The following is a 19,344-nucleotide window of genomic DNA, read 5'->3' as shown; positions in this document are numbered from 1 at the left end:
GCCTTGGCGCAACCGCAATCCCTGGATTACGCCACCCTGGAAGCCGCCGCGCGCTGGTATGTCGACTTGCGCGATGACGTGCCAGATGAAACCGTTCGTGAGGCGCATCGACGCTGGCTGGAGCGTGATCCGCGGCATGTGCAGGCCTGGGAGCGTCTCGGGCGCTTGCAGGACAAACTCGGCCAGGTGTCCCCCGGCGTCGCCCGGCCAACGTTGGCCAGCGCCCGGGCCAAGCGTCGCGATGTGCTCAAAGTGTTGTCGCTGCTGGTGGTGGCGAGCGGGGCGGGGACGCTGGCCTGGAACACCACGCCACTGTCGACGTTGATGGCGGACCAGCGCACCCGTACCGGTGAACGCCGACGCGTGCGCCTGGATGACGGCACGCACCTGCAACTCAACACCGCCACGGCAGTGGACGTGCGCTACGGCGACAATCTGCGAGAAGTGCGTTTGCTGGCAGGTGAAATCCAGATTGAAACGGCCCGGGACACATTGGCTCGGCCGTTCATTGTGCACACCGCCGAAGGCAGCATCCGCGCTTTGGGCACCCGGTTCATCGTACGCAGCGAAGCGGGGCGCACGCTGGTCAGTGTGCAGGAGCATGCCGTGGAGGTGCGCAGCGCCCATCTGCCTGATGCTGCCGTGCGGGTTGATGCCGGTCAGCAAGTGGGTTTCCGTGAAGACCGCATCGAGCCTTTACTGCCTGCAAATGCACTGGCGGATGCCTGGACCCGCGACATGCTGGTTGCCAACGATTGGCGCCTGGCGGATTTCATCACCGAGTTGCAGCGCTACCGTCCCGGGCACCTGGGCTGTGATCCGGCCGTGGGTGCACTGCGAATTTCCGGGGCGTTCCATCTCGGCAACACCGATGCGGTGCTGGACAACCTGACGTCCACGCTGCCTGTGCGTATCCGTCGTTTCAGCCGTTACTGGACCACGGTGGAAGCGGTTTGAGTATTCCGGCAAAAAAATCCGCAGCAGGGGTTATTGATTTTGATTCTCGTTCGACTTGGTAGATAGAGGCGCGATAGACGCCGCCATTTGACTGCCAACGGGCGAAAGGAAACTGCATGACCCCTCGCAATCCCCAACACCGCATCGCTTCTACCCAGCCATCCATCAAACCCTTGAACCGTGCGGTTCACGCCGCATTGTTGGGCATGGCACTGGCCGTTCCATTGGCGATGACGTTGGTGGCACAGCCTGCCTGGGCGCAAACCTCGGACGAGGCGCAATTCAACATTCCTGCCGGCCCGCTGGGTTCGGCGCTGACCCAGTTTGCATCCACCGCTGGCGTAACCGTTTCGTTCGATCCGGCCCATGCCAACGGCCAGAAAACCGCAGGCTTGCAGGGCCGCTATACGACAGACGCCGGTCTGCGCCAGTTGCTGGCCGGGAGCAAGCTGGAGGCGGTTCGCCACGACAACGGAAGCTATTCGCTGCTACCGATACAGGCCAGTGGTGCCGCGTTGCAGCTAGGCGCTACGAGCATTTCGGGCATCGTTAGCGAATCGGCTTACGGGCCGGTGGACGGCTACGTCGCGACCCGCAGCGCCACCGCCACCAAGACTGACACGCCGATCCTGGAAATCCCGCAGACCATCAACGTGGTCACCGCCGCCCAAGTCGAAACCCAAGGTGCACGCAACCTGACTCAGGCCTTGCGCTATACGCCGGGGTTGAACACCGGCGGGTTCACCGACCGCAACTCGATTGCCGATGAAATCACCAGCCGTGGCTTCGCGCCGACGCCGTTGTATCTGGACGGTGCCTACATCCCTTACGCCGGCAGCCTCGGCGGTGCGCCGCAAATCGATCCGTACACCCTGGAACGCATCGAAGTGCTCAAGGGCCCGTCGTCGGTGCTTTATGGGCAGAACCAGCCGGGCGGTCTGATCAACATGGTGTCCAAGCGCCCGACCACCGAGCAACGCAGCCAGATCAAACTCGGCGCGGGCAGCTACAACCGGGTGAACGGAGCGTTCGATACCAGCGGCCCGCTCGACGAGCAAAAAGAATTCAGCTATCGCCTGATCGGTGTCGCCGACAAGGGCAACGAACAGGTCGACCACAACAACAGCCAGCGCATGCTGCTGGCCCCGAGCCTGACCTGGGCGATCAACGAGGCGACAGCCCTGACGCTGTTGGCGCAGGTTCAACGCGATGACGGCGTGCCTGACTATCAGTCGTTGCCAAGAATCGGTTCGCTCGACCGTGGCCCCAACGGTGAGAAAATCAACCGCCACTTTTTCTCCGGCGACACCGATTTCAACGACTACAAGCGTGACCAGTATGTCTTCGGCTATGACTTCACCCACGATTTCAGCGAAGACCTGAAATACCGCTCCAGTGCGCGCTACACCGACGTGCGCGACCGCTATAAAGGTTTCTACCTGCGCAGCTTCGTCACCGATGCCGATGGCGTGACCGATTACACCCGGGCCAATCGCGCCAAGGTCGATTGGCATCAGCACAACATCGCCTACACCATCGATAACAACCTGGAATATAAATTCAACACCGGTGCGCTGGAACACACCACGCTGGTGGGCGTGGACTATCGGCATTTCTCTCGCAAGTACGACGGCTACAACGCCAACAACGTGTTGCCGGTCGACCTGTACGGCAAGAACAACTACGACACCAGCAGCGTGACGCCGACGCTCACCACACAGTGGGACAACACCCTGCGCCAGACCGGCGTGTATGTGCAGGACCAGATCAAACTGGACCAGTGGATCCTGACCATTGGCGGTCGCCAGGATTGGGCGGAAATCGACAACAAGGACTTGCTCGCGTCCACCCACGAAGCCAAGCGCGACAATAAATTCACCGGCCGGGTGGGCCTGACCTACGTCACCGAGTTCGGCCTGGCGCCGTACGTCAGCTACTCCGAATCCTTCCTGCCGACACTCGGTACTGCGGCGCCTCAACGGGGTGGCAGCGCCTTCGACCCGACCGAGGGTGAGCAATACGAAGTGGGTGTGAAATACCAGCCGTTCGAGAAGACGCTGATCACTGCGTCGGTTTATCAAATCAAGCAGAAGAATGTGCTGACCGGCGATGACGACTATCCGGAGTACATGTCCCAGAGCGGCGAAATGCGTTCTCGTGGCGTCGAGCTGGAGGTCAAATCGAGCCTGGACAACATCGACGTAATGGCGGCCGCCAGCTACATGGATTCGTTCTACACCAAGGACACCTGGGGTAACGAGGACAACCGTAACGAAGCGCAGTCGCCAGTCTCTGCTTCGATGTGGGTGGACTATCACTTTACCCAGGCCAACCTCAACGGCCTGACGTTCGGCGCCGGTGCGCGCTACACCGGGCGTAAACCGGGTGATGCCGCCAACTCGTTCGACGTGCCATCGTGGGTTGTCTATGACACCACCGTCAGTTACGACATGGGCAAACTCGACCCAAGCCTGCGTGGCTTGCAAACCCGCCTGAATGTGCAGAACATTTTCGACCGCGAGTACGTGTCGGACTGCAATTATTCGTTTGGTTGCTACTACGGGCAGGAGCGGGTGGCTTCGGTTGAGATGACGTACGACTGGTAAGTCTCCTGATTTTGCGGTGCGATCACTGACGCCATCGCGAGCAAGCTCGCTCCTACACTTGATTTGTGTGCACCACAGATCCCCTGTAGGTGCGAGCTTGCTCGCGATGAGGCCGGCACACGGTATGATAGGCCGCGACGAACGCTTTACACCGCCCCGGAGTCAATCCCCGCAATGCCCCAGATCAGCCACTTCAAGACACCGTGCCCCGAGCACATCAACAGCCAGATTCTGCAGATGGTGGTCGATAACCTGACTGACATCAGCATGGTCGCGATCCCGCCAAGCAACCTGCTGCACAACGTGTACCAGTATGCGATCGGCTATGAGGTTCATCTGTACCTGGAAGCGTTGAACGGGGCAAAAGGGATAAGCGTGGAGTTGATTGTCGCCACCGATCCGGACGAGCCCGACACGGTCATCGGTTTTCTGTTGTACCTGCCGGTCAAGGACGATCCGGACGCTTGCGGCGTGGCGTACATGGCCGTTCACGCGGAGCATCGGCGCCACGGCGTGGCGCGACGGATGGTGCGCGAGATGGTCGGCCGTTACCCCCATGCCGAACTGACCTGCGCTGTGACGAAGGTGCCGTACTTTGAGTCGATGGGTTTTCAGGTGGTGGGCGTGCGCGCGACCCAGGTGCTGATGAACACCCGCGATCACGGCAGCGACGGGCTCATGCCGTTGCTGGATGTGGCACCGATCTACAGTTCGCTGGAGGTGCGGCAGATTCATACCTACCTGCTGCAAAAACACGGCAAGCGGGCGATGGTCGATGCGGAGAAACAGCGCGACCGGCACCTGGACCAATTGACGCGCAAGGCCCATGAGTTTGTGCGCGAGCGTTTGGGCGTTGATCTCTGACCGCGCTCCACCAAACACCACAACCCACTGTAGGAGCGATCCTGCTCGCGAAGGGCGTTCAGTCGACATGTCAGAACCTGACACGACGCCATCGCGAGCAGGCTCGCTCCCACATTAAAAAGAGTTGGTTTTCAGAAGGTTAAAAAAGAGCCTCAGAGCTCTTTGATGGGGAGGAAGTAGAGCCGTTGAGGCTCAAGATGCGCATGAAGCAAGTGGTGAGCTTGTAGGGGTTCAGAACACTCACCACTTACGCAACGGCTTGTTGAGCAAACAAGCGGCTGCGTAACTCCATCCTAGAAAGACCGAGTGTTTCACTCAAGTACCACTAGTCGTATCGCCTGCGCCACGTGTTCCGGCTTCACGTGAAAGCCGTTGATGTCGTTGAGCAACCCGGCTTCGCGAATCCACTCCAGCCCCGGCAGCGCCTACAACATTTGCGTAGGCGCCGCCGAAGGCTGCGATCTTTTAGCTTTCCCCGAGTTTGAACACCAACGCCTTCAGCCCACACTCGACATCCGCGTCCGGAAACTCCGGCGGATTCTCCAGCCGTTGTTCAAACCGCAGGCTTGGCGCCTCGCGAGTCACGCCGTCAATCAGGAAGTCGGCACCGAAGGCCGGATCGTTCATGCAGGCCAATACCGTGCCCTGTGCACTGAGCAATTCCGGCAGGCGGCGCAACACGCGCTGATAGTCCTTGGTCAGCAGGAAGCTGCCTTTCTGGAACGACGGCGGGTCGATGATCACCAGGTCATACGGGCCTTTGCCGATGACCTTGCCCCAGGACTTGAACAGGTCGTGGCCGAGAAAGGTTACCTTGCCCAGGTCGTGGCCATTCAGCCGGTGGTTGTCGCGGCCACGGCTCAGGGCCGGGCTCGACATGTCGAGGTTGACCACATGCGTCGCGTCGCCTTCGATGGCCGCCACCGAGAAACCGCAGGTGTAGGCGAACAGATTCAACACCCGTTTGCCTTCGGCGTTGGCCCGTACCCAGTCGCGACCGTAGCGCATGTCGAGGAACAGCCCGGTGTTTTGCTTGCGACCCAGGTCGACGCGGTACTTCAGGCCACCCTCGGTGATCGTCAGTTCGTCGATCTCTTCCCCGAGCAACCATTCGGTGGTGCTTTGCAACAGGTAGCGATGTTGCAGCAACAGCGTATGGGCACCGGATTGCGTCCACTGCGCTGACTGGGTGATCGCCATCAGCACCTGCTTCAGGTTTTCGAGCTGCGCCGCTTCGGGTTCCTTGAACAGCGCCACCAGCACCACGCCTTGCAGCCAGTCCACGGTCACTTGCTCCAGCCCCGGCCAGCAGCGCCCGCGCCCGTGGAACAGGCGACGGGTTTCGGCGGGGGCGGCCGCGAGGGCGGTCAGCAGATGGTCGTTGAGGATGGCGAGGGCTTCAGGGTTCATCGGGTCGGGTCGGTCGTTTGTGGGGGCGGCATTTAAACATAACCGAGTCTGTTGCGGGTTACACAAATCCCTGTAGGAGCGAGCCTGCTCGCGATGGTGTATCAGGCACCCATGCGTTGTCTGACACACCATCGCGAGCAGGCTCGCTCCTACAGATTCAATGCCAGTTATCACGTTTAATTTAACTTTACGTGAGGATTTGGCGATCTTCCGGCTTCCATACTCGGCTCCAACGAACAACAACCGGGAGCCGGACATGTCGCAGACAACTGCTTCACCCAAGGCCAGCCATCCACGCTGGCTGCGGCTGACCCATTGGCTCAACGCCCTGGCGGTGCTGGTGATGGTCGCCAGCGGTTGGCGCATCTACAACGCCTCGCCGATCTACGATTTCAGTTTTCCCAAGTCGATCACCCTCGGCGGCTGGCTGGGTGGTGCGCTGCAATGGCATTTTGCGGCGATGTGGTTTCTGGCGATCAACGGCCTGATCTACCTGGCCTTCAACCTGTTCAGCGGACGCCTGAAACGCCGCTTCTTCCCGGTCTCGCCCAAAGGCGTGCTGCATGACCTCGGGGCCGCATTACGCGGAAAACTGGGGCATGCCGACCTCACTCATTACAACCAGGTGCAGCGTTTTGCCTACCTGTTCGTGATGCTCGACATCCTCCTGCTGGTGCTCTCCGGGCTGGTGCTGTGGAAGTCGGTGCAGTTCCCGCTGTTGCGTGAGTTGCTGTGGGGATACGAAGGCGCACGGCGTGTGCACTTCTTCGCCATGGCGCTGTTGGTGGGCTTTGTCGCGGTGCATCTGGTGATGGTCGCGCTGGTTCCGAAAACGCTGTTGGCCATGATCGTCGGCCGCAAGGAGCACGTATGAAAAAGCGCATCGAAGGCACGGGGCTGGACGAGCAATCGATCCTCACCGACGCCCGCAAGATCCTCGCGCCACAGATCGAAGACCGCTCGCGGCGTTCGTTTCTGCTGCGCGGCCTGACCCTCGGCGGCGTAGCGATGTTGTCCGGTTGCAACATCACCGACAACGACAGCGTCGAGACCGCGCTGTCATCGATGTCGCGCTTCAACGATCGGGTCCAGGGCTGGCTGTTCAACCCCAACGCCATGGCACCGACCTATCCGGCGTCGATGATCACCCGGCCGTTTCCGTTCAATGCCTTCTACGGCATCGACGAAGCGCCGACGGTGGATGAGCAGAGCTATCGCCTGGAAGTCAATGGCCTGGTCGCCGACAAGCGCAGCTGGCGCCTCGAAGAGCTGCGCGCCATGGCCCAGACCGAGCAGATCACCCGGCACATCTGCGTCGAAGGCTGGAGCGCCATCGGGCGTTGGGGCGGCGTGCGCTTCAGCGATTTCCTCAAGCGCATTGGCGCCGACACCGATGCCAAATACGTCGGCTTCAAATGCGCCGACGACTACTACACCAGCATCGACATGGCCACCGCGCTGCACGCGCAAACCCTGTTGGCGCTGACCTGGGATGGCGCGGTGTTGCCGCGCGAGTACGGCTTCCCGATGAAGCTGCGCATGCCCACCAAGCTTGGCTACAAGAACCCCAAACACATTCAGGCGATTTTCGTCAGCAACACCTACACCGGCGGCTACTGGGAAGACCAGGGCTACAACTGGTTCGGTGGCAGCTGAGAGGCGCCTGAACATCACACCGTCCACAAACCTGAGCTTCAAGGAGTTTCATCATGAAAAAGTTGACCACTGTTGTGTTGTCCATGTGCCTGGCTGTTGGCGCCGCGTCCGTTTTCGCGGCTGACACCATGAGCAACGACAGCATGAGCAAAGATTCGATGTCCAAGGAGGCGATGTCCAAAGACGCGATGAAAAAAAGCGAAATGTCCAAGGACGCCATGTCCAAAGACAGCATGAAGAAAGACGAGATGAAAAAAGATGCCATGTCCAAGGATGCGATGAAAAAAAGCGAAATGTCGCAGTAACTGCCGCGACCCGATACCTGTAGGAGCAAGCTTGTTCGCGAAGGCGTAGTGCCAGCCGCTATCCATGTCGGCTGAACTACCGCAATCGCGAGCAAGCTTGCTCCAATTACAGGTTTTTTTGTGGCGGCGAAATTCTCGATTTTCCGCCACCCGCCACTGATGTTTTTCGATTTGCTGTATCAAAAATGAATTTCCGTCCTGTCAGCTGCTCATACCTTTTAAGTGCGGACTAGAGCCCGCGAAAATATTGAAGCACTCAGGGAGCGGCATGGTCATGAGTCGAGAACCGACGACAGGCGCACACCTTCCTCGCGGATTGATTCTAGTGGTTGAGGACGATCCGCTGATCCTGGAATTTCTCTGTGAAATTCTGCAGGAGGAAGGTTTTGTGGTTGAGCCACAGATCAGTGCGGATGCTGCATCAATCTATCTTGAGCAGCATGCGTGCGAGGTGGGGTTGTTGCTGACTGACATCACCATGCCGGGCACGCTCAATGGCGCGGATCTGGCCAACCAGTTCGGTGATCGCTGGCCCGACAAGCCGATCATGATCATGTCCGGCTACGAAACCCCGGCCAGCTCCGGTGTGCGGCATAAGGTGGCTTTCATCAAGAAACCCTGGGCAATCGGCTCTCTGCTCGATTGTGTCGACGGTGCGTTCAAATCCAGGCGACTCAACTGACCTCGTTCGCAGATGCTACATTGCCGGACACATTCGCCCGGCACCCGCGAGGTTCTTTCCTGTGTCTGATCACCGTGTTTTCAACACGCCTTACCGCGCCTTTCTGTTCGACATGGACGGCACCGTCCTCACCTCCATCGCCGCCGCCGAGCGGGTCTGGACAACTTGGGCGGTGCGCCATGGGGTTGATGTGGAAGCTTTTTTGCCGACCATTCACGGTGCCCGTGCCATCGACACGATCACGCGTCTCGGGCTGCCGGGCGTGGATGCCGAAGCCGAGGCGAAGTGGATCACCGAGGCGGAAATCGAGGACGTCGAAGGGGTTTTTGAAGTGGCTGGAGCGGCGGCTTTTCTCAAGCTACTGCCAGCCCATCAGTGGGCCATTGTCACCTCCGCACCCCGGGCGTTGGCGTTGCGGCGGATGGCGGCGGCAGGCATTCCCGAGCCTGAAGTGATGATCACCGCCGAAGATGTCACAGCGGGGAAACCTGACCCGAGCGGTTACCGCCTCGCTGCCAGGCGCTTGGGTGTCGAGCCTGCCGAGTGCCTGATTTTCGAAGACGCAGCGGTGGGGATTCTGGCGGGTGAAGCGGCGGGGGCGGATTTGATGATTGTCACGGCGACTCACGATCAGCCGATTCAGACGCAGCATGCGACATTGAGTCGTTATGACGTGGTTCTGGCTCGTTTGAGCGAACCGGGCTTCATCCAGCTGCAACAGATCTAATGTAGGCGCGAGCCTATATTGGGCATTGTGCCGCTTCAGTAAAGTCCCGGCACCAGCCGCCAACTGCGGGCGCAGTAGGCTTCGTATTCGCTGCCGAACTGCGCTTTCAACAAGGCTTCTTCAGCATTGATCCGCGCAATCAGCGGGATCACCGTCAGTGCCACCAACAGCAACCCAACCCCCGAGCGGAAGGCCAGCGCCCAGCCCACGCCGAGGATCAGCAACCCCAGATAGCTGGGGTTGCGCAGGTTTCGGTAGATCCCGTCCGTCACCAGCCTGTGCCCCGGTTGAATCGCCACCAGCCCGCTAAACCGATTGCCCAGCACGAACACCGGCCACAAACGCAAGGCGCCGCCGATGATGTACAACAGGGCGCCCAGCCAGCGAACGCCTTCGCCCCCGAAGGTCCAGACATCGATTCGGTCGGTGTAGGCGGGCAAAAAGCCGCTGACGATTCCGATCACGCCAAAGGCCGGAATGACCCAGCGGTTGGCCCGGTCTTCACGTTCCCCTGAACTCAAGTTGCCCTCGGTGAACAGCGAGGCAATCGCCATCACCAGCGTGGCAATCGCCACAGCGACCAGCGCGCCGTGGGCGAAAAACGCCGCAAAACCGCCCAGTGCCCACATCGCCAGAGCGAGGTAGGCGAGGGTGCTGGCCACCGCTAAAAACGCCAATTTGGCGGATATTTTCATCGCAGGGTGCGCGCAAGCAAGGCAGGGCTGCAAACGCTATCGCGCTGTCACAAGCCCCACCGCTGGCGTGGACGACCTTCAGTGATCGGCCGCAATGCCATCCTGAACGAGGATGGCCCGGGCCAGGTCTTCGTCGCTTGCGTTGCTGAGATCGGGATGGTTTTGCCGGATCCGCTGCAAGACCTGCTCCAGATAAACGCCGCGAATTGCACCGCCGCTGGCCACGAAGCTGGAGGCGTCATCCCGTGCAGGAATGACCATTTTGTCATCCTTGAACGTCGAGTACAGCGATGCGGAAACCCCGGCCGAGGTGGCTACGTCTTCGGCGTCCACATCGGCCATAGCCGAACCGAACGGCAAACAAAGTACCAGGGAAGAGAGGATAAATAGACGGCGCATGACGGTGTCCTCCGACAGCATGAAGCATAAGGGAAGTACCACATATTCTAGGATGCGCGGGAGCAGTCAGGAGTTCCCTGGCCCCATCAAGTCGGTGCGGGACGGGAAGCGTTTTCTACCGATAATCAGTGTTGGCGCTTTCTTTTCGCTATCAGGTCTATGCTGGAGTGTGCGCACACCGCCATCGGAGCATTCTGATGATAACTGCACGCACTGCCTGCCTGCTGGCCGATTACAAACGCTGGGCAAACCAGCGGCTCTTTGACAGCCTCGCGCAATTACCGCCAGGTGAGGTCAACAAAGCGCGGGTATCGGTGTTCAACAACATGATCGGCACCCTCAATCACGTGTATGTGGTGGACTGCATCTGGCAGGCTCACCTCGAAGGTCGCGGCCATGGTTTCAAGACTTCACACGACCTGTTGCACTCAGACTTGATGGAACTGCACCTGGCGCAAAAAGCGATCGATCACTGGTATTGCGACTGGAGCGCCCGGCAAACCGATGCGTCGCTGAACAAGCCGGTCGAGTTCACGTTTGTCTCGGGTGAAAGCGGCACCATGAGCGCCGGTGCGATGCTGATGCACGTGGTCAACCACGCCAGTTACCACCGCGGTTGGGTGGTGCAGATGTACTTCGAGATTCCGGCCATGCCTCCGGTGACCGACATGCCGGTGTACCTGCGTGAATCCGAGCCTGAACGGCTGAGCACGATAAATGCCCCGACAGTGGCACCGCCCTGTGCGGTGCAGTTTTCGAGCGCTACCAGCGTTCTGCCGGATCGTTATCGTTGACGCTGCTCACCTGTTCACCTGTAGGAGCGAGCTTGCTCGCGATAGCGGTGTGCCGGACAACATCGTCTTTCTATTAAATCGCTATCGCGAGCAAGCTCGCTCCTACAGGTTCTGTGTCGGGTTGAAGTGAGTGAGTCAGGCTGGTGGCATCAAGCTCTGCTTACAATCGAGCACCAGCTTTGCGCCGCCAAGTTCGCTGCGGCTCACTTCCAGCGTAAACCCGTGCAGGCTGGCAATCGCCGCGACGATCGACAGGCCAAGACCGAAGCCGCTTTTCTGATTACCGGCCTCGGCACGATAAAACCGTTGAAACACCGCTTCGCGTTCCGCCTCGGGAATACCCGGGCCGGAATCGAGGACTTCGATTCGCGTATGCCCACCCTCATTGACCCCACGCAAAATCACCGTGCCACCCGGCGGAGTGAATTTGATCGAGTTGCTCAACAGATTCGCCAGCGCCTCGAACAGCAATGCCCGGTCGCCATGCAGCGATGGCAAAGACGCCGGCACGTGCAGTTGAAAAACCAGATCGTCGTCTTCCGCCAGGGGCAGATAGAACTCATGCAACTCTTGCAGTAACGGCACCGGATCCAGATCAACGAACCCGGACCGACGCTGGCGATCCTCCAGTTCGGAAATTCGCAGCAATCCGCGAAAACGCGCCATCAGCGTATCGGCTTCGGCGAGCACCAGGTCCAGTTGCGCCGCTTGCGATGAACCTTCGCCCGCCTGTTGCTGCATACGATAGAGCTGAGCGCGCAGGCGGGTCAGCGGTGTGCGCAAGTCATGGGCGATGTTGTCGCACACGCCCTTGACCTCATGCATCAGATGCTCGATGCGTTCGAGCATGGCGTTGACGATGGCGGCGAGCATGTCCAGTTCATCGCGACGATCCGACAGCGGCAGGCGTCGGGTCAGATCGCCGGCGACGATGGCTTCGGCGCTGGCCTGAATCCCGCGGATGCGCCGCAACGGACGCCGCCGCAGCACATGCCAGCCGATGATGCCCGGCACAATGGTCAGGGTCATGCCCCAAAGCAACGCGTGCAGGATGATCCGGGTTACGGCAAACAGCGAGCCGTTGTCGCGCATCAATATCAGCCAACGGCCATCCCGGGTCTGGGTCGCCACGGCGTCGCAGCTGGCGGCGGGCAGGGTCGGGTCGTCGGACTCGGCGCAGTCGCTGAGCATGTGGATCTTGCCGTCCAGCGGCAGGCCTTTCGGGATGTGACGCAGCGCGCCGTGGAGGTAGCGTTGTTGGGCATCGAACAGGCCATAGGCGTCGATACCGCGAATGTCGAAGGTCATGCTGACGGAAAGGACGTCTTCCAGTTGTTCACCGGAAAAATGCGAAAACAGGTGCTGGCGTTGCATCAGCGAGTGCTTGGCCAGGTTGTCCAGGTAAGCGGACACCTCGTAGTACATGACCCCCATGAGAATGCCGCTCCAGATCACGAATAGCGAGCTGTAGAGCGCCAGCAAACGGCTGCTGGAAGAGCGCCAGCCTTTAGACGGGTTCGGCAATGACATAACCCGAGCCTCGCACAGTCCGAATCAGTGGGACATTGCCAGGTGGGTCGATCTTCTTGCGCAGACGGCCAATGTGGACGTCGATCAGATTGGTGCCGGGGTCGAAGTGATAACCCCAGACCTCTTCGAAAATCATCATGCGCGAGAGGATCTGCCCGGAGTTGCGCATCAGGAATTCCAGCAATTTGTATTCGGTGGGCAACAGCGTCAGCAGTTGGCCGTCGCGGCTGGCTTCATGGCTGATCAGGTTCAGTTCCAGGTCGGCCACACGCAAAGTGGTGGCCTGGGCGGTCACGGTGTTTTGCCGACGCAGCAGGACTTCGACCCGGGCGGCCATTTCATCGGTGGCAAAGGGTTTGGTCAGGTAATCGTCGCCACCGGCACGCAAGCCGCGCACGCGCTCATCGACATCGGAGAGGGCGCTGATCATCAGGATCGGCGTCTCCACGCCCATGGTCCGCAGCGTAGTGACGATCGCCAGGCCATCGAGTTCGGGCAACATGCGATCGAGGGTGATCAGGTCATAGTCGCCGCTGACCGCACGCTCCAGGCCTTCGCGACCATTGTCGACCCAGTCGACATCCAGGCCGTGGTTGCTCAGTTCGGCGACGATTTCCCGGGCGGTCACGGCGTCGTCTTCGATGGTCAAGATGCGGGTCATGGGCTGGCCTGATTAGCAGTTCAATACGAAGTTACGAGCATTTTGCCAAGAATTTCCCACGACTTAATAAATTAACTTTCATCTAGCTAAAACCATCGTCAGAACAATACCCGGAGCGGGGTGACAGGCAAGGCCTGTGTCGACTGACGAATGGCATGTGAAGGCAGTTGCTCCCACAAAATACTGTAGGAGCAAGCTTGCTCGCGATGACGGCAGATCAGGCGAAACGAATCTGTCAGTCGATCGGGGTGCTGACAAACACCTCAAGCCCCTCGGCATACTTCGTGTACGCTGCGATGTGGGGAAACTGCGCCGCATCCACCTGATCCGGCACCACCAGATTGGTGAAGCTCCAGGCCACCGCCAGTGTGATGCCGTCCTGTTCAATCGAACCGTCAGTGTTCAGCGGGTGCTTTTCCAACTCTCGTTCCAGTGCCGAATAGGCCGCTGTCAATTGCCCTTCGACCCGCTCCACCCACGGCTCATATTGAATGTCCGCAGGTCGCAGGTTACGTTCGTAATAAAGCTGTACGGATTTTTCGCTGGCAGCCAAGGCCAGGCCGATCAGGCGCAGCGAGCGCAGACGGCGGGTCGGTTCGCCGGGCATCAAACTGTTGGCGGGACCGGCCAACGTTTCCAGGTAATCGATGATCAACGTGGAATCCATCAACACTTCGCCATCGTCCAGCACCAGCGTCGGCGCTTTGACTACCGGATTGATCTGCTGGAATCGCTCAAAGTGGCGGAACACCGAAACCGAATCATGCTTCAACGCAATACCGAGACGTTTGGCAGAGATAGCGACGCGCCGCACGTAGGGTGAATCCAGCATGCCGATCAGTTTCATGGTCCTTTCCTTTATATGGCCATTTCGGGAGGGACAACCTTAGCTGAGGATGCGGGAGGTGCAAATCCAGCCGTTTGTCCTCTATATACAGCCGCTCGGTTGAATTTCTTGCTATAAACGCACTCCGATTAACGCCAAAAAGCCTGCCGCAGAGCAATTTCAGGTCTTTGTCGGACAAATTCACTGTCTTTTCGGTTGCTGATGCCTCAAGTCGGCCGTAGACTGCCGCCCCTCGTAAATTGAGTGCCGGGTGGCGCTTTGAACAAACGGCGCCTTTGCGCTGGCCTGACCCGGTCTGCCGGAACGCTCCCTTATTCGCCTTAATGCACGTTTTTTTATAGAGATATCAATGACAAAGGACAAGTTGCTGGCCATGCCGGCGGATGACTACATGAATGCCGAGCAACATGCTTTTTTCTCTGAGCTGTTGCAGAACATGAAAGTCGAAACCCATGAGCGCATCGAACAGAACCGCATCGCCATCGAGAGCCTGGATACTCCGGCCGATCCGGCTGACGCGGCCTCCGTTGAAGAAGAGCGCACCTGGCTGGTGAACGCGATCGATCGTGATCAGCGCATGCTGCCTCAGTTGGAACAAGCGCTGGAACGCATCAAGGAAGACAGTTTCGGCTGGTGCGATGACAGCGGTGAGGCGATTGGCCTGAAACGCTTGCTGATCAGCCCGACCACCAAGTACTGCATCGAAGCTCAAGAACGTCACGAGCAGATCGACAAGCACCAGCGTCAGGCTTGATTCTACGGGCAGTCAATGCAAAGTTGACTGCCTGAAAAAGATCGCAGCCTTCGGCAGCGCTACCAGATTGTGGTAGACGCTGGCGAAGGCTGCGATCTTTGCGTTCTGCTGTCTTTGATTCCCCGAGCTGGTGATCATCACCTCGGCATTGCTGACGATCTGTGCCGCCGCCGCGAGCTGCGATTGCAGTTTGTCCGCCAACTGCCGGACCGAGAAAGCCACTCCATCGGCCAGATTGCAGCGTGTTTCGAGGCGCAAGCCGGAGAATCCACGGCCTTAGAATCGGTAGGGGATTGTTACGGGGTAAGCAACAAAGCTGTGCAGCGTGATCGCTGTTTCCTCGCCGGGAAACTAATTAACATACCTACTAGTTAGGCTGCTAATTAAGTTGAGAGGTCAGCATGCAAAGCAAAGTTGATGTCGCGGTCATGATCGGCAGCGGTGTGCCCGCCACGCTGCGTGCATTGGGGCGCAGTGTTTGCTGGATCGTGTTGCTCAACGGCGAACGCTGCGGCACAGCATTCTCCAGCCGCACTGAAGCTGAGGAATGCAAGGCTGCCTGGCTGGCGCAATTGAAAACTGAAGCACCTGACAGCCTGCATTGAGTTCGCTATTTGTGGGACTGGTGCATGCGCAGGTTCAATTCATCAACCACCCCTGCCCAATCAGCGTCTGCACGCAGTTGCTCTTTCAGGAAGGCAGACTGTTGCGGGGTCCAGAACTCGGCATCGATGAGTTTTTTGTCGTCGGGCAGAGGGGAGTGGCTGGCAATGAAATCGTCGATAGCTTTCGCACCGGAATCCAGGCCGAGCTGGTCGAACAAGCCTTTCAATTCGTGGGTCGGTGATTCCATTTTCATCTCCTTGCAGGTCATCAGTCGCGTCGGGATATGAAGGGGCGGCTTCATTGCATCTGAGGAAACCGCGCTTCAGGAGTTCGATTGCGATGTTCAAACGCAGCAGTGAGCATAGACCGCAAACGCGGCCTCAGGCTTTCAATGCTCCGGCATCTACGGCCGCTTTCAATTCCTTGGCCGATTCCTGGGCGGCGATGGCGGCCACGTCCGAGGACTTGAACCAGCGATCTTTCTCGACCTGATGAAAGGTCACGGTTTTCAGTGGTGGTTTGGCGCGCATGACTATGACCGCCTGGAACTCGCCGTCGATTTCTCTGGCTTCGCCCCGGATAAAAAACTCGCCGATATCAAATTCCGTCACGTAACAGCCTTCCCTTGAAAATATATTGTTGTCTTCAACGCGGCCCGGCCTGTTGGGCCGCGTTTCATTGGGCGGGCAGTATGGCAGTAGTTGCCTGTCGACGGTTGTTAAGTCGTCGGCCAGACGAAAACAGGCGTCGGCACTTTTGACGGGAATGGGGCATTAACGTGATTCAAGAAAGCGGGCGAGGGCGCAGGCTTCGTTATGGCTCGCTCGGAAACCTCTGACGCAGCCCGTGGAAATTTCCTTGATGTGGAAGAAGGCTTTACCCGCCAAAACCACCCGAAAACGGGGCTGGATCGGTTGTTCAAACGCTGGCTGATGGAGGGAAAACAGTACGGAATGCAGCGTCGAGGGGGTGCCAGTGGAGGGTGCCACGGTGTGGGTGAAGTGTGTCAGCGTGCACATATGAAGTCCTTTTCATGGGTTTACCGACGTATGTACGTCGTTATGGGTAGTCTGGAAGAGCATCGCTGCTCTAGAATCCCCCTCACTGGTGGGTGGATGATGTTTATCTAAAGCAATTTTTCGCGTGCGATATGTAGGAAAATTGCTTTTCTTGATCGGTTTTTTCCCTGAAGTTGATAGTCCATAATTTTCTGGCTGTTGGAAGGGCGTTTTCCTTCAACCTATGACGAACGTCACGCAGGACGATTCCAGTGTCGTTCCAGTATTCTTCTGACGCTTCGTGATGAATGAGTGCACTGCTCATTCAGGACTTCAACCCGGGTTATCTGGTTTACCTTCGGCATTGCCGCTATTTTTGGCCGTGCGCTTTTCCTGCGTGCGGCATTCTTTTCAAATGTGGGGATGTTTCCTTGGCAGTAAGTAATCTCGATATGCATGCTTTGTTCGTGTTGGGTGATTTGCGCGCAAAGCTGGTCAAGCTGTTTCAGTCACGTTTCGTTTACATCACCGAACAGAACGCTGAAGGCATTTACATTGCCGAACTCGACACCGAATCAGCCCTGGTGGTGGACGACAAACCTGGACTCAAACTCAAGGTCGGCGACCATTTCAGCGCGTCCGTATTGCCCAGCCGTGAAGGCGGCAAGCTGGACATCAAGTTCCGCGACATCAAACTGACGGTCTACGGCCTGGGCGATTACGCCTTCGTCACGACGGCCGACGGACAGGCCATTCTGTTCAAGGAAGGGCACAGCGTGGTGACGATATTTGCCGCCCACGAGCAATTGCAGGAAGGCCTGACCAAAACCCTGAAAGCGGTGACGGCCAAGGCAGCCAAATGGCGCAAGGGCGAGCTGGTGACGTTCAAGGCCAGCGAGTAATGACCCTGAACCGCGCCGACTTCCACGAGCAGAACTCGACCAGTGCCCAAGCCCAGGCGCAGCAATTGTTTGAACAGAAGGCTGTTCTGCAGGGCGCGTGGCTGAATTGGGTGGCGTCACAGCTTTACCAGTTGCAGCCGGCGGAATACGCCAGCATGGTCAGAAGAGAGCTGGCCCGGTTGCAGGAAACTTCCGAAAATTGATCCATGCCCCTCGAAAGCAGGAACCTCTACTACAGTCAGATGACTGAATATTCAGAGGCTTCGCGGTCTTCTGCCAGGCCATCCTGCTATTGCTGTGAACAGCACGAGGTGCAAAAGCATGAACGGATTTCGACGGTTGCTGACCGCGGTCGCCGCCACTTTCGGGTTGTTGGCGGCTCCGGTCCAGGTGTTCGCCGCCCAGGCGCCGATTCACTTCGCCGACCTGAACTGGGAAAGCGGCAGCCTGATTACCGATGTCTTGCGCATCATCGTCGAGAAGGGCTACGGCCTGCCCACAGACACCTTGCCGGGCACCACCATTACCCTGGAAACCGCGCTGGCGAACAATGACATTCAGGTCATCGGCGAAGAGTGGGCCGGTCGCAGTCCGGTCTGGGTCAAGGCGGAGGCCGAAGGTAAAGTCGTGAGTCTTGGCGACACGGTCAAGGGCGCTACCGAAGGCTGGTGGGTGCCGGAGTATGTGATCAAGGGTGACCCGGCCAAGGGCATCAAGCCAATGGCGCCGGACCTGCGCAGTGTCAGCGACCTGCCGCGCTACAAGGACGTGTTCAAAGACCCGGAGGCGCCTAACAAAGGACGCTTCCTCAACAGCCCCATCGGCTGGACTTCGGAAGTGGTCAACAAGCAGAAGCTCAAGGCCTACAAGCTGGACGACAGCTACGTGAACTTCCGCAGTGGTTCCGGCGCGGCGCTGGACGCTGAGATCACTTCGTCAATCCGCCGTGGGAAACCGGTGTTGTTCTACTATTGGTCACCCACACCGTTGCTCGGTCGTTTCAAGCTGATCCAGCTGGAAGAACCACCGTTCGACACCGAAGCCTGGAAGACCCTGACCGACGCCGACAATCCCAATCCCCTGCCGACCCGTTCGCTGGCCTCGAAGTTGTCCATCGGCGTGTCCACGCCATTCCAGAAGCAGTATCCGCAGATTGTCGAGTTCTTCAGCAAAGTCGATTTTCCAATTGATCCGTTGAACAAGGCGCTGGCCGAGATGAGTGAAAAACACACACCACCGCGTCAGGCTGCGGAAGCATTCATGAACAAATATCCGGAGGTCTGGCAAGCGTGGCTGCCCAAGGATGTGGCGGACAAGGTCGCGGCCGGGATGAAGTGATTCAGCGTCCGGATGTGGGGGCGGTGACATCGCACAACCAATGGTCAGCCCAAACGACGTCACCGCCAATCGGTCGTGCGCTTCACCAAATGCCGACTAGGATGTTTGTTCAGACCCTTTTCAAGGAAGCCTGAAAATGACCTTGGTATTGGCACAATGGCTGGTGACGACGTTTGCCACGATCAGCCTGATGCATGTGTATTGGGCGATGGGTGGCGAGTGGGCGGCAGTGGCTGCGGTGCCGCAAGTACCGGTGGAGGGCGGGATGCGCTTACGGCCGGCCTTTAAGCCGCGAGGCTGGATCACGCTGGGTGTCGCGGCGTGTCTGCTGTTGATTGCCATTGTCGTGTGTTTGCGCGTTGGCTGGTGGTTGCCGCAGGTACAGCACCCGGCACTGCAATGGTTGATCAGTGCGATTGCGGTGATGCTGTTCGCCAGGGCCATCGGTGATTCGGAGCTGGTGGGTTTTTTCAAAGAGATCAAGGGCTCGAAGTTTGCCCAGCTCGATAGCTGGGTTTACTCGCCGCTGTGTGTGGTGCTGGGCGCGGGGTTGCTGGCGGTGGCCTGGTGCTGACTGTTTAGTGGCCGGGCAGGCCGCATCGCGGCAACACAA

25 protein-coding genes are annotated in these 19,344 nt (G+C 58.7%); 15 read left to right on the top strand and 10 right to left on the bottom strand.

Annotation, left to right across the window (positions count from 1 at the left end; all coding sequences use genetic code 11):
* Positions 1-3 precede the first annotated feature (3 nt).
* The 3 genes from CKW15_RS03205 (at position 4) to CKW15_RS03195 (ending at position 4,427) form a co-directional block, all read left to right on the top strand.
* Positions 4-957, top strand: a complete 954-nt coding sequence (locus CKW15_RS03205) for a FecR domain-containing protein (RefSeq protein WP_095061295.1) — start codon at positions 4-6, stop codon at positions 955-957.
* A 116-nt stretch (positions 958-1,073) separates the two neighbouring features.
* Positions 1,074-3,563 carry a TonB-dependent siderophore receptor gene (locus tag CKW15_RS03200; protein WP_095061293.1) on the top strand — a complete coding sequence of 830 codons (2,490 nt, stop codon included), beginning with the start codon at positions 1,074-1,076 and terminating at the stop codon, positions 3,561-3,563.
* Positions 3,564-3,737: 174 nt separating this feature from the next.
* Positions 3,738-4,427: a GNAT family N-acetyltransferase gene (locus CKW15_RS03195; protein ID WP_095061291.1), complete on the top strand. Its 690-nt coding sequence runs from the start codon at positions 3,738-3,740 to the stop codon at positions 4,425-4,427.
* A 465-nt stretch (positions 4,428-4,892) separates the two neighbouring features.
* Here CKW15_RS03195 and CKW15_RS03190 read toward each other — a convergent pair whose 3' ends face one another.
* A complete protein-coding gene (locus CKW15_RS03190; RefSeq protein ID WP_095061289.1) occupies positions 4,893-5,837 on the bottom strand; it encodes a class I SAM-dependent methyltransferase in 945 nt (314 codons plus the stop codon).
* A 256-nt stretch (positions 5,838-6,093) separates the two neighbouring features.
* Between CKW15_RS03190 and CKW15_RS03185 the strand changes: the two genes are divergently transcribed.
* The 5 genes from CKW15_RS03185 to CKW15_RS03165 all read left to right on the top strand — a co-directional run bounded on the left by CKW15_RS03185 (position 6,094) and on the right by CKW15_RS03165 (position 9,207).
* Complete coding sequence (locus CKW15_RS03185) at positions 6,094-6,711, top strand: cytochrome b/b6 domain-containing protein (RefSeq protein ID WP_095061287.1); 618 nt, start codon at positions 6,094-6,096, stop codon at positions 6,709-6,711.
* Entirely contained in the window at positions 6,708-7,493 is a 786-nt protein-coding gene (locus CKW15_RS03180; RefSeq protein WP_095061286.1) for a molybdopterin-dependent oxidoreductase, read from the top strand. Before CKW15_RS03185 ends, CKW15_RS03180 begins: the two co-directional genes overlap by 4 nt.
* A gap of 53 nt (positions 7,494-7,546) precedes the next feature.
* Positions 7,547-7,798 (top strand): pentapeptide MXKDX repeat protein, encoded by a 252-nt coding sequence (locus tag CKW15_RS03175; RefSeq protein WP_095061284.1) that lies wholly within the window; start codon positions 7,547-7,549, stop codon positions 7,796-7,798.
* 274 nt (positions 7,799-8,072) lie between these two features.
* Complete coding sequence (locus CKW15_RS03170) at positions 8,073-8,480, top strand: response regulator (protein WP_095061303.1); 408 nt, start codon at positions 8,073-8,075, stop codon at positions 8,478-8,480.
* A 61-nt stretch (positions 8,481-8,541) separates the two neighbouring features.
* Positions 8,542-9,207 (top strand): HAD-IA family hydrolase, encoded by a 666-nt coding sequence (locus tag CKW15_RS03165; protein ID WP_095061282.1) that lies wholly within the window; start codon positions 8,542-8,544, stop codon positions 9,205-9,207.
* A gap of 35 nt (positions 9,208-9,242) precedes the next feature.
* Here CKW15_RS03165 and CKW15_RS03160 read toward each other — a convergent pair whose 3' ends face one another.
* The gene (locus CKW15_RS03160) at positions 9,243-9,902 is read right to left on the bottom strand and encodes an isoprenylcysteine carboxylmethyltransferase family protein (protein ID WP_095061280.1); all 660 of its coding nucleotides are present in this window, start codon (positions 9,900-9,902) and stop codon (positions 9,243-9,245) included.
* Positions 9,903-9,980: 78 nt separating this feature from the next.
* Positions 9,981-10,301, bottom strand: a complete 321-nt coding sequence (locus tag CKW15_RS03155; protein WP_095061301.1) for a DUF2388 domain-containing protein — start codon at positions 10,299-10,301, stop codon at positions 9,981-9,983.
* Positions 10,302-10,498: 197 nt separating this feature from the next.
* Here CKW15_RS03155 and CKW15_RS03150 point away from each other — a divergent pair, with 197 nt between their 5' ends.
* Positions 10,499-11,095 (top strand): DinB family protein, encoded by a 597-nt coding sequence (locus CKW15_RS03150; RefSeq protein ID WP_095061278.1) that lies wholly within the window; start codon positions 10,499-10,501, stop codon positions 11,093-11,095.
* 135 nt (positions 11,096-11,230) lie between these two features.
* On the opposite strand, the gene CKW15_RS03145 is transcribed toward CKW15_RS03150, so the two are convergent.
* The 3 genes from CKW15_RS03145 to CKW15_RS03135 form a co-directional block, all read right to left on the bottom strand.
* Positions 11,231-12,625: a HAMP domain-containing sensor histidine kinase gene (locus CKW15_RS03145; RefSeq protein ID WP_095061276.1), complete on the bottom strand. Its 1,395-nt coding sequence runs from the start codon at positions 12,623-12,625 to the stop codon at positions 11,231-11,233.
* Complete coding sequence (locus tag CKW15_RS03140; RefSeq protein ID WP_095061274.1) at positions 12,603-13,286, bottom strand: response regulator transcription factor; 684 nt, start codon at positions 13,284-13,286, stop codon at positions 12,603-12,605. Before CKW15_RS03140 ends, CKW15_RS03145 begins: the two co-directional genes overlap by 23 nt.
* 235 nt (positions 13,287-13,521) lie before the next feature.
* Positions 13,522-14,133, bottom strand: a complete 612-nt coding sequence (locus CKW15_RS03135; protein WP_095061272.1) for a glutathione S-transferase N-terminal domain-containing protein — start codon at positions 14,131-14,133, stop codon at positions 13,522-13,524.
* Positions 14,134-14,482: 349 nt separating this feature from the next.
* Here CKW15_RS03135 and CKW15_RS03130 point away from each other — a divergent pair, with 349 nt between their 5' ends.
* Positions 14,483-14,887, top strand: coding sequence for a TraR/DksA family transcriptional regulator (locus CKW15_RS03130; RefSeq protein ID WP_007907888.1), 405 nt, complete (start codon positions 14,483-14,485; stop codon positions 14,885-14,887).
* Between the two features lie 12 nt (positions 14,888-14,899).
* Here CKW15_RS03130 and CKW15_RS28995 read toward each other — a convergent pair whose 3' ends face one another.
* The gene (locus tag CKW15_RS28995; RefSeq protein WP_143498352.1) at positions 14,900-15,145 is read right to left on the bottom strand and encodes a hypothetical protein; all 246 of its coding nucleotides are present in this window, start codon (positions 15,143-15,145) and stop codon (positions 14,900-14,902) included.
* Between the two features lie 143 nt (positions 15,146-15,288).
* Here CKW15_RS28995 and CKW15_RS03125 point away from each other — a divergent pair, with 143 nt between their 5' ends.
* Entirely contained in the window at positions 15,289-15,492 is a 204-nt protein-coding gene (locus CKW15_RS03125; RefSeq protein ID WP_095061270.1) for a hypothetical protein, read from the top strand.
* A 5-nt stretch (positions 15,493-15,497) separates the two neighbouring features.
* On the opposite strand, the gene CKW15_RS03120 is transcribed toward CKW15_RS03125, so the two are convergent.
* The 3 genes from CKW15_RS03120 to CKW15_RS28645 all read right to left on the bottom strand — a co-directional run bounded on the left by CKW15_RS03120 (position 15,498) and on the right by CKW15_RS28645 (position 16,512).
* Positions 15,498-15,740 carry a DUF2789 domain-containing protein gene (locus CKW15_RS03120; protein WP_095061269.1) on the bottom strand — a complete coding sequence of 81 codons (243 nt, stop codon included), beginning with the start codon at positions 15,738-15,740 and terminating at the stop codon, positions 15,498-15,500.
* Positions 15,741-15,873: 133 nt separating this feature from the next.
* Positions 15,874-16,104 (bottom strand): hypothetical protein, encoded by a 231-nt coding sequence (locus CKW15_RS03115; protein ID WP_095061267.1) that lies wholly within the window; start codon positions 16,102-16,104, stop codon positions 15,874-15,876.
* A 162-nt stretch (positions 16,105-16,266) separates the two neighbouring features.
* Entirely contained in the window at positions 16,267-16,512 is a 246-nt protein-coding gene (locus tag CKW15_RS28645) for a hypothetical protein (RefSeq protein ID WP_095061265.1), read from the bottom strand.
* A 431-nt stretch (positions 16,513-16,943) separates the two neighbouring features.
* Between CKW15_RS28645 and CKW15_RS03105 the strand changes: the two genes are divergently transcribed.
* From CKW15_RS03105 to CKW15_RS03090, 4 genes are all read left to right on the top strand, one after another.
* Positions 16,944-17,393: a hypothetical protein gene (locus tag CKW15_RS03105; RefSeq protein WP_177408855.1), complete on the top strand. Its 450-nt coding sequence runs from the start codon at positions 16,944-16,946 to the stop codon at positions 17,391-17,393.
* Positions 17,393-17,596 carry a hypothetical protein gene (locus CKW15_RS03100; protein ID WP_095151582.1) on the top strand — a complete coding sequence of 68 codons (204 nt, stop codon included), beginning with the start codon at positions 17,393-17,395 and terminating at the stop codon, positions 17,594-17,596. The genes CKW15_RS03105 and CKW15_RS03100 overlap by 1 nt, the downstream gene beginning before the upstream one ends.
* 118 nt (positions 17,597-17,714) lie before the next feature.
* Positions 17,715-18,731, top strand: coding sequence for an ABC transporter substrate-binding protein (locus CKW15_RS03095; protein WP_095151581.1), 1,017 nt, complete (start codon positions 17,715-17,717; stop codon positions 18,729-18,731).
* 136 nt (positions 18,732-18,867) lie between these two features.
* Positions 18,868-19,305: a DUF3995 domain-containing protein gene (locus tag CKW15_RS03090; protein WP_095061259.1), complete on the top strand. Its 438-nt coding sequence runs from the start codon at positions 18,868-18,870 to the stop codon at positions 19,303-19,305.
* Positions 19,306-19,344 lie beyond the last annotated feature (39 nt).

Origin of the sequence: Pseudomonas sp. Irchel s3b5 (assembly GCF_900187435.1) — a bacterium.
In the GTDB taxonomy this organism is placed as follows: Bacteria; Pseudomonadota; Gammaproteobacteria; order Pseudomonadales; family Pseudomonadaceae; genus Aquipseudomonas.
The sequence above is the reverse complement of the archived record's forward strand: the minus strand, read 5'-3'. Positions and strand labels throughout refer to the sequence as shown.

What these genes read in the sequence shown, in the direction of transcription:
- CKW15_RS03200 (WP_095061293.1), top strand. Translation starts at nt 1,074, where the DNA reads ATGACCCCTCGCAATCCCCAACACCGCATCGCTTCTACCCAGCCATCC.
- CKW15_RS03195 (WP_095061291.1), top strand. Translation starts at nt 3,738, where the DNA reads ATGCCCCAGATCAGCCACTTCAAGACACCGTGCCCCGAGCACATCAAC.
- CKW15_RS03190 (WP_095061289.1), bottom strand. Translation starts at nt 5,837, where the DNA reads ATGAACCCTGAAGCCCTCGCCATCCTCAACGACCATCTGCTGACCGCC.
- CKW15_RS03185 (WP_095061287.1), top strand. Translation starts at nt 6,094, where the DNA reads ATGTCGCAGACAACTGCTTCACCCAAGGCCAGCCATCCACGCTGGCTG.
- CKW15_RS03180 (WP_095061286.1), top strand. Translation starts at nt 6,708, where the DNA reads ATGAAAAAGCGCATCGAAGGCACGGGGCTGGACGAGCAATCGATCCTC.
- CKW15_RS03175 (WP_095061284.1), top strand. Translation starts at nt 7,547, where the DNA reads ATGAAAAAGTTGACCACTGTTGTGTTGTCCATGTGCCTGGCTGTTGGC.
- CKW15_RS03170 (WP_095061303.1), top strand. Translation starts at nt 8,073, where the DNA reads ATGAGTCGAGAACCGACGACAGGCGCACACCTTCCTCGCGGATTGATT.
- CKW15_RS03160 (WP_095061280.1), bottom strand. Translation starts at nt 9,902, where the DNA reads ATGAAAATATCCGCCAAATTGGCGTTTTTAGCGGTGGCCAGCACCCTC.
- CKW15_RS03155 (WP_095061301.1), bottom strand. Translation starts at nt 10,301, where the DNA reads ATGCGCCGTCTATTTATCCTCTCTTCCCTGGTACTTTGTTTGCCGTTC.
- CKW15_RS03150 (WP_095061278.1), top strand. Translation starts at nt 10,499, where the DNA reads ATGATAACTGCACGCACTGCCTGCCTGCTGGCCGATTACAAACGCTGG.
- CKW15_RS03145 (WP_095061276.1), bottom strand. Translation starts at nt 12,625, where the DNA reads ATGTCATTGCCGAACCCGTCTAAAGGCTGGCGCTCTTCCAGCAGCCGT.
- CKW15_RS03140 (WP_095061274.1), bottom strand. Translation starts at nt 13,286, where the DNA reads ATGACCCGCATCTTGACCATCGAAGACGACGCCGTGACCGCCCGGGAA.
- CKW15_RS03135 (WP_095061272.1), bottom strand. Translation starts at nt 14,133, where the DNA reads ATGAAACTGATCGGCATGCTGGATTCACCCTACGTGCGGCGCGTCGCT.
- CKW15_RS03130 (WP_007907888.1), top strand. Translation starts at nt 14,483, where the DNA reads ATGACAAAGGACAAGTTGCTGGCCATGCCGGCGGATGACTACATGAAT.
- CKW15_RS03125 (WP_095061270.1), top strand. Translation starts at nt 15,289, where the DNA reads ATGCAAAGCAAAGTTGATGTCGCGGTCATGATCGGCAGCGGTGTGCCC.
- CKW15_RS03120 (WP_095061269.1), bottom strand. Translation starts at nt 15,740, where the DNA reads ATGGAATCACCGACCCACGAATTGAAAGGCTTGTTCGACCAGCTCGGC.
- CKW15_RS28645 (WP_095061265.1), bottom strand. Translation starts at nt 16,512, where the DNA reads ATGTGCACGCTGACACACTTCACCCACACCGTGGCACCCTCCACTGGC.
- CKW15_RS03105 (WP_177408855.1), top strand. Translation starts at nt 16,944, where the DNA reads ATGCATGCTTTGTTCGTGTTGGGTGATTTGCGCGCAAAGCTGGTCAAG.
- CKW15_RS03100 (WP_095151582.1), top strand. Translation starts at nt 17,393, where the DNA reads ATGACCCTGAACCGCGCCGACTTCCACGAGCAGAACTCGACCAGTGCC.
- CKW15_RS03095 (WP_095151581.1), top strand. Translation starts at nt 17,715, where the DNA reads ATGAACGGATTTCGACGGTTGCTGACCGCGGTCGCCGCCACTTTCGGG.
- CKW15_RS03090 (WP_095061259.1), top strand. Translation starts at nt 18,868, where the DNA reads ATGACCTTGGTATTGGCACAATGGCTGGTGACGACGTTTGCCACGATC.